Below are 12,430 nucleotides of genomic sequence, written 5' to 3' on the forward strand. Positions count from 1 at the left end.
TTTGGCCGGGCGGAGCAAACAACGTCGTTGTGGTGCCTCACCGAAATTTCGTTCAGCACTGTTCGGACTATAAGAGAAATTGGCGACGGGGGTGAGACCGTTTAAGGTCTCACCCCCGTACTGTTATGCCGGTGTTTCGTCGGCTAGGCGATTAGTTCTCCTCGCCTTCTCGACGGCGTCGCACGAGCGCCAAGCCAAGGCCTGCTACGCCCATTGCGGCTGCGATACCAACGAGTCCTGCTACCTGCGCGCCGGTGCGTGCAAGCTTAGGCTTCTTGACTCCCGGCTCGGTGGTCATATCGCCAGCGGCAGGCTTCTCAACGGTGACCGTCACGCGATCAATCTCGTTGCCGTTCTTGTCCTTGACGATAACTACGATCTTGTCACCAGGCTTAGCGTTGTCGTCGATGTCAACAACGAGGTTGCCGTCGCCATCGATTTTTGCCTTGCCGGGGCCGTCGGTGTCGACCGTCGTGCCGTCCTCAACAGGGCCGCCATCGTTCGGGATTACGACCTTGCCACCCGGTTCGCCAGAGCCATCCTTCCAGTCTGGCGTCTTGGTGTCAGGTTCGCCAACCGTGACAGTGACGTCAACGTTGTCCTTGGTGCCATCGGGGTAGGTCACTACAACCGGAACCTTGATCTTGTCACCAGGCTTAGCATCCCCAGGAATAGTCACCTTGATGGAACCATCCTCGTTAACGGTCACGCCGTCAGGCGTGCCCTCACCAGGAGTGAACTTGGTGTCCGCCGGAGGCGTTACCTTGTTGCCATCGCGGTCCTTGAAGGTCGGTTTGTCGATCGTAACATCCTCACCAGGCTTACCGGTGCCATCCTCGTACTCAGGCTCGTACTTCTCGTTGTCCTTGATTTCAGGAACGTTGCAGACTTTGTTCTGCATGGTCGTGTACGTCCAAGTGGTCTTCACCCCTTGGGGGAAGGTGAAGCCCACAGCAGGGCTGGCTTCGACCTTGACGGTCTGACCGTACTCATAGACGTACTTGCCTTTAGCGTCAGGCTGCAGCTCCACGCCACCAACGGTGACCTTGTATACAACACCCTCGGTCTTCTTGACGGTGACGAACGGAGGCATCTTACAGTTTGCCGGGTCGTCTGCAGATGCGCCCAGAGACGGGTTGTACTCAGTCGGCTCACTCGGCGTTACCGGAGTTGCGTCCTTCTCAGTCACGGTAATCGTGACAGTCACGTTGTCCTTGGTGCCATCGGGGTAGGTCACTACAACCGGAACCTTGATCTTGTCACCAGGCTTAGCATCCCCAGGAATCTTCACCTTGATCTCACCAGTGTTCTTATCAATGGTCACACCACCAGGCGTTTTATCACCAGGAGTGAACGTGGTGCCAGTCGGAGGCGTGGTGTCCTTACCGTCCTTGTCCTTAAACGACGGGGCAGGAACCGTCACCTCAGTACCAGGCTTACCCGAACCATCGGTGTACTCCGGCTGGAAGTGATCATTCGCGTTCGGAACCTTCGGATTAGAGTCATCACCATCGGGGATGCCGTCATTATCGTCATCAGGATCAGTCACATCAGGCTTGCCATCACCATCAGTATCCAGCTTAAAGTTAGCCTTCACCTCATCAGTGCTGCCATCCTTATACGTCACCTTAACAGGAACATCAAACACCTCAACAGTGTCCTTATTCAGCTTCGACTTATCCGGGAACGTAACCGTAATCACACCAGTGTTCTCATCGATCTTAACTACATAGCCCTCAGGAGCCTTGTAATCACCAATCGAGAACTTCGAACCCTCAGGAACATCTACACCCTTACCATCCTTACCAGTAAAGGAAGGAGCAGACTTCGTCTCCTTACCAGGAACAACCAACTTACCCTCATACTTAGGCTCGTAAACGCCGTTATCCTTATCGGTCACCGTGACCGTGACAGTCACGTTGTCCTTGGTGCCATCGGGGTAGGTCACTACAACCGGAACCTTGATCTTGTCACCAGGCTTAGCATCCCCAGGAATCTTCACCTTGATCTCACCAGTGTTCTTATCAATGGTCACACCACCAGGCGTTTTATCACCAGGAGTGAACGTGGTGCCAGTCGGAGGCGTGGTGTCCTTACCGTCCTTGTCCTTAAACGACGGGGCAGGAACCGTCACCTCAGTACCAGGCTTACCCGAACCATCGGTGTACTCCGGCTGGAAGTGATCATTCGCGTTCGGAACCTTCGGATTAGAGTCATCACCATCGGGGATGCCGTCATTATCGTCATCAGGATCAGTCACATCAGGCTTGCCATCACCATCAGTATCCAGCTTAAAGTTAGCCTTCACCTCATCAGTGCTGCCATCCTTATACGTCACCTTAACAGGAACATCAAACACCTCAACAGTGTCCTTATTCAGCTTCGACTTATCCGGGAACGTAACCGTAATCACACCAGTGTTCTCATCGATCTTAACTACATAGCCCTCAGGAGCCTTGTAATCACCAATCGAGAACTTCGAACCCTCAGGAACATCTACACCCTTACCATCCTTACCAGTAAAGGAAGGAGCAGACTTCGTCTCCTTACCAGGAACAACCAACTTACCCTCATACTTAGGCTCGTAAACGCCGTTATCCTTATCGGTCACCGTGACCGTGACAGTCACGTTGTCCTTGGTGCCATCGGGGTAGGTCACTACAACCGGAACCTTGATCTTGTCACCAGGCTTAGCATCCCCAGGAATCTTCACCTTGATCTCACCAGTGTTCTTATCAATGGTCACACCACCAGGCGTTTTATCACCAGGAGTGAACGTGGTGCCAGTCGGAGGCGTGGTGTCCTTACCGTCCTTGTCCTTAAACGACGGGGCAGGAACCGTCACCTCAGTACCAGGCTTACCCGAACCATCGGTGTACTCCGGCTGGAAGTGATCATTCGCGTTCGGAACCTTCGGATTAGAGTCATCACCATCGGGGATGCCGTCATTATCGTCATCAGGATCAGTCACATCAGGCTTGCCATCACCATCAGTATCCAGCTTAAAGTTAGCCTTCACCTCATCAGTGCTGCCATCCTTATACGTCACCTTAACAGGAACATCAAACACCTCAACAGTGTCCTTATTCAGCTTCGACTTATCCGGGAACGTAACCGTAATCACACCAGTGTTCTCATCGATCTTAACTACATAGCCCTCAGGAGCCTTGTAATCACCAATCGAGAACTTCGAACCCTCAGGAACATCTACACCCTTACCATCCTTACCAGTAAAGGAAGGAGCAGACTTCGTCTCCTTACCAGGAACAACCAACTTACCCTCATACTTAGGCTCGTAAACGCCGTTATCCTTATCGGTCACCGTGACCGTGACAGTCACGTTGTCCTTGGTGCCATCGGGGTAGGTCACTACAACCGGAACCTTGATCTTGTCACCAGGCTTAGCATCCCCAGGAATCTTCACCTTGATCTCACCAGTGTTCTTATCAATGGTCACACCACCAGGCGTTTTATCACCAGGAGTGAACGTGGTGCCAGTCGGAGGCGTGGTGTCCTTACCGTCCTTGTCCTTAAACGACGGGGCAGGAACCGTCACCTCAGTACCAGGCTTACCCGAACCATCGGTGTACTCCGGCTGGAAGTGATCATTCGCGTTCGGAACCTTCGGATTAGAGTCATCACCATCGGGGATGCCGTCATTATCGTCATCAGGATCAGTCACATCAGGCTTGCCATCACCATCAGTATCCAGCTTAAAGTTAGCCTTCACCTCATCAGTGCTGCCATCCTTATACGTCACCTTAACAGGAACATCAAACACCTCAACAGTGTCCTTATTCAGCTTCGACTTATCCGGGAACGTAACCGTAATCACACCAGTGTTCTCATCGATCTTAACTACATAGCCCTCAGGAGCCTTGTAATCACCAATCGAGAACTTCGAACCCTCAGGAACATCTACACCCTTACCATCCTTACCAGTAAAGGAAGGAGCAGACTTCGTCTCCTTACCAGGAACAACCAACTTACCCTCATACTTAGGCTCGTAAACGCCGTTATCCTTATCGGTCACCGTGACCGTGACAGTCACGTTGTCCTTGGTGCCATCGGGGTAGGTCACTACAACCGGAACCTTGATCTTGTCACCAGGCTTAGCATCCCCAGGAATCTTCACCTTGATCTCACCAGTGTTCTTATCAATGGTCACACCACCAGGCGTTTTATCACCAGGAGTGAACGTGGTGCCAGTCGGAGGCGTGGTGTCCTTACCGTCCTTGTCCTTAAACGACGGGGCAGGAACCGTCACCTCAGTACCAGGCTTACCCGAACCATCGGTGTACTCCGGCTGGAAGTGATCATTCGCGTTCGGAACCTTCGGATTAGAGTCATCACCATCGGGGATGCCGTCATTATCGTCATCAGGATCAGTCACATCAGGCTTGCCATCACCATCAGTATCCAGCTTAAAGTTAGCCTTCACCTCATCAGTGCTGCCATCCTTATACGTCACCTTAACAGGAACATCAAACACCTCAACAGTGTCCTTATTCAGCTTCGACTTATCCGGGAACGTAACCGTAATCACACCAGTGTTCTCATCGATCTTAACTACATAGCCCTCAGGAGCCTTGTAATCACCAATCGAGAACTTCGAACCCTCAGGAACATCTACACCCTTACCATCCTTACCAGTAAAGGAAGGAGCAGACTTCGTCTCCTTACCAGGAACAACCAACTTACCCTCATACTTAGGCTCAAAGATCGTTGCATCGCGTTCCGCTACCTTGAACGGGGCATCGGCATGGGCAACAACGCGGCCTTGGGTCTTCGGCTGGCCGTCGTCACCCTTCACCGGATCGCCGTTCTCGTCGAGAACCGGGACCTGCAGGTCCTCGTTGCGCATCATAACTGGGAACTTGAACGTCTTACCAGTCTGGTCAGCATTCGGAGTGAAGGTCACAACACCGGTTGCGGAATCAACCGAAACCTGATCCTTAGTGACGCCCTCTGGCAGTGTGCCAAGTTCAAACTTTGCCTTTTCAGGCTTGGTTTCTTTACCGTCGGTAGCCGGATTGTCGAACTTTGGCTTGGAGGAAGTAGCCTCTCCAGACTTCGCCTGGACCTCGTCGTACTCAAGGTATTCACGCGCCACAGCGAAGGCATCCAGAGCCAGAACCAGGTCGTTCGCTGGATCTGAATCACCATCAGTAAGCTTCAGGCGAGCAGTGTACGTATCACCAGTTTGGGCTTCTGCCGGAACGGTGAACGGACAGCTTGGGATCTTGGTTGCGGCATCAGCTTTAGCGGTGTCACAGGTCTTGACGACTTTGCTGTTCTTGTCTACCCACTGGATGTAGTAGGTCAGATCCTGGGAAATCGGCAGACCGGAGGTATCCGTCTGAACCGTATCGCCGACCGTGGCCCAGTTATCAGTAGTGTTCTTATCCACTACATCGAACTTCAAGGCTTGCGGCGCAAGCGCGATGTTCCAGCCCGTGTAGCCATCAGTGGTGTTACCAATGAGGGCGCCGTCGCCACCGAAGAGCTGTGCGTTACCGCCAGCGTTCAAATCAGCGCCGAAGCCCGGGCCCGCCCACTGGCCAAGAGCCCACGGATACAACGCACCGATATTGTCCGGTAGCGGTTTACCATCCTTACCGTAGACGCTGAGGTAGCTCCAGTGCATATTGACGTGCTTGGAGTCAAGTGCGCCGTTAGTCCAACGGCCTTCGTTCCACGAACCAGCCAGCTTGTGCCACTTGTCAGCCGGCACGATACCCCGGCTAGAGTGGTCGTTACCGTAGATGCCCTTCCAGAACAGCTGGAACGTACCATCAGCGCCAGTAGTGGTCGTGACCGTCTCGGCAATCCAGCCTTCTGGATCCGCAGCTACCTGCTCATTAATCCAGCGCTGCAAGCCCTCTTCATCAGTAGGAGTCCAATCAGACCCACGCAGAGTCTTACCCGCAAAGTTATCCTTTGCGTACTGTTCAATCTTGGTCACGGCCTCGTCGTTGAGGTAAGAGCCAACCACTTTCAAACCAGCGGCAGCAACGTCCTTACCTCCAAAGGCACTGACAGTGTTGTGGTTTTTCGCGCCCTGCAACACATCAAGGTTCCAAAATGCCCGACCAGCATAGGTGCCTTGGTTACTGGAGTTTCCAACACTCTCTACCCACTTGTTTTCCGGAAGGTGCTGTGGCAGTTTGTCCTTCTGCGCGTACTGGATGGTCACACCCGAGACTTTGTTGTCACCCCACTGGCCGTCACCCTGGGTATTGGGAGTGGTGTTTGCGCCAATACCAGGGAAGATACCAGCCGCCGGCTGGTGCACCAGACGATACTTATCCGTCAAATCATTCGGTAGCTCCGTCCACATACGGATCTTCTCACGGCGTTGATCACGCCGACCGGCAGGGTCACCTGTCGTAAGGCCAACACTGGCATCCGCAGCGAACGTGCGGGTCACGCCGGCAGCATCAGTGTACGGCCCCATCTTGATGGTGAAGTTACCGTTAGCATCGCTCTCGGTGTAGTACACCGGGGACGAATGCTCCGTGTTGACGCCCTCATACCACTGGGCGTATACCTTCACACCCTTCCCCATTGGCCTACCGGCATCCTGAACGTTCTTGAAACCAACGGCCGCCTTCACAATCTCCTTGACAGAGCCAGAGATCGTGCCTTTTTCGCTCGCCTTACCAGGAGAATAGATGGCCTGATCCTGCGCATTAGCAGCCGGAACGAGCGGAGATCTGGGCATTACCGCGAAGGCAATGGCCAGAGAGAAAACAGCAGCTAAAATCGCCGTACCTCGACGACGGATCGCGTTTTGCTTTACCATATTATCGAGTCTTCCTTCCGAGAAGATACTTTGGACGTAGAGAGAGTCCGAAGGCTCTACCTGAATACCCGCATCTGTTGATGGTGGAGTTAGCTATGCCGACCTTACGACCGGCAAGAATCGCATAGAGCAACTATCAGTGCTATAGCAACCCTTAATAATGGCAATCAAGTAGGACCAAAGTAGGACTGAACTACTATAGACTACAATATTTTTCTTGTAATCACAACGCCCTATATGAAAACAGCTTTTGGTACTTTTCCCAATAACGGCAAGGATTCTCCCCCCTCCCCCCCCTTGAAGTTTCCCCTGAATGTTGGACTAGTTAAATGGTAGTCCTTTAGGCTGCGAGGGCATGATTCCGATATTCGTTCGGGGTCATGCCCTCGAGTCGTTCCTGGATGCGTTTGTTGTTGTACCAGTGGATGTATGCCTTGATCTGGTTGACCAGGTGCTCAGTGGATGTGAAGGTGTTGTTGTAGAACATCTCTGATTTGAGGTGGCCGAAGAAGTTCTCGGCTACGGCGTTGTCGTAACAGTTTGCCTTGCGAGACATTGACTGGACTGCGTGGGAACGGCTGAGTGATCGAACAAGTCGATGATTGGTGAGAGATAGATCTTGGACGATCCGAGACGGAACTCGGTAACGTCAGAGACCCATTTTTGGTTCGGGCTAGTAGCAGTGAAGTCGCGGGCTAACACGTTTGGGGCAATGGTCGATAGTATGCCTCGGTAAGAGTTATAGCGTTTCTTCTGACGGACCAGGCAGGTCAGTCCTTCACGCTTCATAAGCTTGGCGACGAGTTTACGAGAGACCACCAGGCCCTGGCGGTGTAGGGCGAGTCGGATCCTACGGTGACCATACCGACCGCCCGAAGCTTCAAAAATTGTTCTGATCTTGGCTCGAAGATCAGCATGTTTATCTGGCTGTCCTAGGCGGGCTTGATGGTAGTAGAACGTTGATCTGGCCAATCGCGCTACCCGCAAAAGAACATCGAGATCATGGTGGGACTTGAGTGTAACGATTACTCGAGCTCGGTCTATTGCTCGTTGTTCATCAAGTCCCTTAATGCTTTTAGGTAGGCGTTCTCCGCTTCTAAGTCCCTGATCCGTTGTTCAAGTTCCTTAGTTTGAGATAACACCCGGGGACCGGTCTTAGGTCGCCTGCCCTTAGGCTTAGGGCGCAAGCCGTCTTCGCCTTGGTCGCGATAGATCCGCACCCAGCTCGTCACCACGTTGACAGAAGCCAATCCCAAGTCCTGCGCGATACTCATCCGGGTCTAGCCGGCCAGAAAGCGTTGAACAGCATCACGTTTGACTTCAAAGGTAAAAACTCGCTTATGTGACTTATTCACAAGAACAAGCCTGCCATGAATACGCCACCGATTATAGAAACGATCGCACGGCTTGAAACTCAAGCCAAGGCAAGAAGCAGCCGCTGCGGCACCACACCCCTGCTCAAACAAAGCAACTAAACGCGTCTGATCAGACTCAGTCAATGAAGATAAAGAAGAAACCATGAAAATGTCCCCCGGAAAAAGAAACTGAATAATCCAGTCCAACTTCCGGGGGACACTTCATTTCGGCAGTCCCCGCGTTCTTAGTTTTAATTATGCTTCTTTGCTTCGATTCTGTTTCTAATCTTCATTCGGATCCAAAGCAGCATCTTTTGCCTCTGGATGTACTGTACCTGCCACATGATCTGGCCCAGCATAAATCGTATACAGCTGCATAGGTACATCACCGATATTGGTGACGTTGTGCCACATATCAGCGGGAACGAAAATAGCGTCGTCATCTTCTACTTCTTTACGGAAGCTGAGGTCATCTTCCGCCGGCCCCATTTCACACAGACCCTTGCCGGCTTCGATACGTAGGAACTGATCAATTCCCTCGTGAACCTCTAAGCCAATTTCGCCGCCAACCGGAATACTCATTACCGTCATCTGCAGTTTTTCACCCGTCCACATGGTGGTGCGGAAATTCTGGTTATCTAAGGTCTCTTTTTCGATATTTACTACCCACGGCTGCTTGCCCTTGTCGTCGTACTGATGCGCGTAGTCCATTCCCCTACCTCCTCACCACTCTACGAGCGGCAGTAGTTTTGTACCTTGTTACAATCTCAGTCTACTATTTTTTTCATGGCGCTGGCCGTCAAAAATCCAGAATAACGCTGCTAGCAGAAGAATTCCGCCAGATATCCAGTATGCAAGGGTGAAGCCCGAAATGTCGATGAGGAATCCGGCGACTAGCGGGCCAATTATTTGCCCAAAATCGCCTGCCATCTGGAAAAAGGAGACTACGCTGTTGCCGGAGCGGTCTCCAATTATATCGGCCACTGCTCCTTGCTGAGAAGGCTGTACGCATCCAGAACCGAAGCCACCCCAAAAACTCAGTAGCAGCAGTACCCAGTCGGCAGTAAAAATCCCCATTCCGAGCGTAAAAAATCCGGAAAGCAGCAGGCCGAAGATGACGGGGTGCCGCCGGCCGGATAAATCCGACCATTTACCGGCCACCCAGAGCGCAAGCGCATTCCCAAAGGCAAAGGTAGTCAAGAGGCCGCCGGCAAGCCACGGTGCGGCCGTGGGGAGGGAAAGTGCCAGCAACGGAATTACGGAAACGCGCACCCCCATATTCGTCCACCCTTGGGAGAAGGCAGTCAATAAGGTAATGCGAAAACGCCGCAGCTGGAGAGCTTCTCGCACCGTGATTACGGGGCGAGCAGAAAGATTGGCCGCTTTTTCCGCTTTCTCCGCTTTTTCCGCTTTCTCCAATTTTTCGGGCGGAAGTGGCGAATTAGCGGGGAGAAATACGTCCGGACCAATAGCTATTTTCACTATCAACCACGCAATAATTAAAAAGCAGCCATAAATAAGAAAAGGCCACCGATAGCCCAAACCAGAGAGTAAGGCTCCTACAGCTGGGCCAGCGATATTTCCAATTAAGAAACCTGCTCCGTAGGCGGCAGAAGCTCGCCCGCGCATAGTAGGAGGAGCGAGCTTAAAGATCATCGACATCGCCGCTACGGAAAAAGTAATGGAGCCGATGCCGCCGGCCGCCCGGAAAATCAATAACTGCAGATAGCTCTGCGCAAAAGCCGAAGCAAAAGAAGAAATCATTACGATGGCGATGCCAAACAGGTACATCCGGCGCTCCCCGAATTTGGTGGAAAGCCAGCCCGAAGCAGGTGCGAAGCTCAAACGCAGGAGCGCGAAAGCAGAAACTACAAAAGTAGCGGCCAGGTTAGTGACCGAAAAACTCTTGGCATATTGCGGCAATACCGGAGCCACTATTCCGTAACCTAAAGCTATCGCCACTGCCGCCGCCACCAATACCCAAATTGCGCGGGGAAGTCGCTCTTCTTTTACACCAGCATCCATACTATTTGGTCTATCAAAGTTCTCTGGAAAATCCATCTTTAATAAATCAACCTCACACACACTTTCACCTCTGGCTCAGCAGTTATATATAATTAGAGTGCCCAGCCAAATGGGCAAAATTTCTTTAATAGTAGAGTGAGAATATGAATTTCCCGATACGCGAGCCTTTAACGAGAATGGCCGACGGCACCATCAAACAGTGGAACCCTTTTTCCGGTACTGAGGTCTGGACGGTACCTGGCAGAGCTAACCGCCCTTTGGATATAAAACTTTCCGACCCCCATCCGCTAAATCCGAAAGAGCTCGGGCATCACTGTGCTTTTTGTACCCAGCGAATTCTCGAAACTCCACCGGAGAAAGCGCGCCTCGTAAAGAAACGCGACGACGCCGTCATATATAAATCCACTAGCGTAGAGATGCTCACCCGCGAATGGGAATTCCGCCGCGTGCCAAATCTTTTTGAGATAGTTTCTTTCGATTATTGGGAAAAAAATTATGGCTACCAGCTCTCTCCGGCAGCCCAGCACAATATGGATTCCTATATTGCCGACCCGGCCGGGCGCGCACATGTACTGAATGTATTGCGCGTTAAACTCGGGGCGCAATACAGCGAAGAAGCGTGGGAGCAGCTATCTGATAGAGAAAAAATGCAGTACGCCCGCGCACTTTTTGGTTCCGGGCACGATTTAATCATCGCTCGCCGACACTTCGTAGACGGAGCAGAAAACGATAGTCAGTTGGCTTCTGCAGGCACACTCACCCCACAAGAGCACCTCTGGTATATTCGCCTCACTATCGATGCGATGAAAGATCTCTATGATGCAAATCGCTACGCTCGTTATATTCAGGTATTCCAAAATTGGTTAAAACCAGCGGGAGCCTCTTTTGACCACCTACACAAGCAATTAGTGGCTATTGACCAGCGCCCTATTAACGGGCAGATGGAGCTCAAGAAAGTCCGGCAAAACCCCAATCTCTACAATGAGGCAGCTGTAGACTACGCCGGCTACCACAATTTAGTGATTGCCGAGAATAAGCATGCAGTAGCTATTGCCGGATTTGGCCATCGCTACCCAACTTTGGAAGTGTGGTCGCGCTCTAGTCACTGCCAACCTTGGGAGCATAGCCGGGAAGAAATTGCCGCTATGTCGGATTTGATTCACGCTATGCACGCTGCCACCGGCCCGCTCGTGCCCTGTAATGAGGAGTGGTATTGCAAGCCAATTGACGCCGATGTGAATATGCCCTGGCGAGTCTTGCTGAAATGGCGCGTATCTACTTTGGCCGGTTTCGAAGGGGGCACAAAAATTTACGTAAATACCATTGACCCCTGGCATGTGCGCGATCGCGTAGTGCCGCGGCTATTGGAACTGCGCGCCGAAGGAAAAATTTCGCAGAGTATAAATATCTCTACCGAATGTAGCTGCCGCGTAAATTCCCTCCGGTACAACCCGGCTCTCCAATAGATACCGATAAATACCAGTAGGAGCTGCTTTTAGGGCTACTTTCACTTCACGAAAGTGGTTACGTATATACTTTTGCCTGCGCTTTTTGCCTTGCACCTTTTGCCACCGAAATACGCCAGCTAGTTTTCGCGCAAATAGCCTTTCTCCATGACGATGACCCGATCTGCCATTACATCTGCTTCGTCGTGATCATGGGTGACGAATATAGCCGTAATCCCCGTGCGTTTAATTATCTCTCGCAACTGCACTGCCAAAGTTTCGCGCAGATTGCGATCAAGCGCCGAAAGTGGTTCGTCGAGCAAAAGTAGCTGTGGAGAAGGAGCGAGCGAGCGAGCTAAAGCCACCCGTTGCTTCTGCCCACCCGAAAGCGTAGATATTTGCCGCTCCCCGTAGTCCGCTAAATCTACTAGCTGCAGTAATTCAGCTACCCGCGCTTTTATTTGGGCACGCGGCATCCGGTGCATTTCCAAACCGTAGCTGATATTCCGCGCCACATTGCGATGAGGGAAAAGCTGCCCGTCTTGAAATACCATGCCGACATTTCGCTTGTGCACCGGCACGTGCGCTAAATCTTTGCCATAGAGATAAATATTTCCGGCCGTCACCTGCTCTAAGCCAGCTATTGCCCGCAATAAAGTGGATTTCCCCGAACCAGAGGCACCGAGCAAAGCCACTATCTCCCCTTCGGGTACCTGCAAACAGGCACCGTGCACAGCAGTAAAGCCATTAGAGTAAGTGACATCTGCTTCTTTTACCACTAAAGCATAATTTTCATTCAT

Annotated in this window: 9 protein-coding genes; 1 reads left to right on the plus strand and 8 read right to left on the minus strand. The window is 52.0% G+C overall.

From position 1 onward, the window contains the following. Positions 1 to 151 precede the first annotated feature (151 nt). The 7 genes from BQ7117_RS06940 to BQ7117_RS06960 all read right to left on the minus strand — a co-directional run bounded on the left by BQ7117_RS06940 (position 152) and on the right by BQ7117_RS06960 (position 10,185). Positions 152 to 6,805, minus strand: a complete 6,654-nt coding sequence (locus tag BQ7117_RS06940; RefSeq protein ID WP_073996800.1) for a YPDG domain-containing protein — start codon at positions 6,803 to 6,805, stop codon at positions 152 to 154. Between the two features lie 340 nt (positions 6,806 to 7,145). Next, positions 7,146 to 7,361 carry an IS3 family transposase gene (locus BQ7117_RS07995; RefSeq protein WP_202613032.1) on the minus strand — a complete coding sequence of 72 codons (216 nt, stop codon included), beginning with the start codon at positions 7,359 to 7,361 and terminating at the stop codon, positions 7,146 to 7,148. Further along, positions 7,325 to 7,792 carry an IS3 family transposase gene (locus BQ7117_RS08000; RefSeq protein WP_419865606.1) on the minus strand — a complete coding sequence of 156 codons (468 nt, stop codon included), beginning with the start codon at positions 7,790 to 7,792 and terminating at the stop codon, positions 7,325 to 7,327. Before BQ7117_RS08000 ends, BQ7117_RS07995 begins: the two co-directional genes overlap by 37 nt. 53 nt (positions 7,793 to 7,845) lie before the next feature. Continuing rightward, positions 7,846 to 8,079 (minus strand): helix-turn-helix domain-containing protein, encoded by a 234-nt coding sequence (locus BQ7117_RS08005; RefSeq protein WP_202613034.1) that lies wholly within the window; start codon positions 8,077 to 8,079, stop codon positions 7,846 to 7,848. 6 nt (positions 8,080 to 8,085) lie between these two features. After that, positions 8,086 to 8,325, minus strand: coding sequence for a hypothetical protein (locus BQ7117_RS07790; RefSeq protein ID WP_202613035.1), 240 nt, complete (start codon positions 8,323 to 8,325; stop codon positions 8,086 to 8,088). Between the two features lie 117 nt (positions 8,326 to 8,442). Then, positions 8,443 to 8,871 (minus strand): cupin domain-containing protein, encoded by a 429-nt coding sequence (locus BQ7117_RS06955; RefSeq protein WP_073996801.1) that lies wholly within the window; start codon positions 8,869 to 8,871, stop codon positions 8,443 to 8,445. 48 nt (positions 8,872 to 8,919) lie between these two features. Then, positions 8,920 to 10,185 (minus strand): MFS transporter, encoded by a 1,266-nt coding sequence (locus BQ7117_RS06960; RefSeq protein WP_073996802.1) that lies wholly within the window; start codon positions 10,183 to 10,185, stop codon positions 8,920 to 8,922. 143 nt (positions 10,186 to 10,328) lie between these two features. Here BQ7117_RS06960 and BQ7117_RS06965 point away from each other — a divergent pair, with 143 nt between their 5' ends. Then, positions 10,329 to 11,651 (plus strand): DUF4921 family protein, encoded by a 1,323-nt coding sequence (locus BQ7117_RS06965; protein WP_073996803.1) that lies wholly within the window; start codon positions 10,329 to 10,331, stop codon positions 11,649 to 11,651. Between the two features lie 119 nt (positions 11,652 to 11,770). Here BQ7117_RS06965 and BQ7117_RS06970 read toward each other — a convergent pair whose 3' ends face one another. Continuing rightward, a complete protein-coding gene (locus BQ7117_RS06970; protein WP_073996804.1) occupies positions 11,771 to 12,430 on the minus strand; it encodes an ABC transporter ATP-binding protein in 660 nt (219 codons plus the stop codon).

Origin of the sequence: Arcanobacterium urinimassiliense (assembly GCF_900119495.1) — a bacterium.
GTDB classification, from domain to species: Bacteria; Actinomycetota; Actinomycetes; order Actinomycetales; family Actinomycetaceae; genus Arcanobacterium_A; species Arcanobacterium_A urinimassiliense.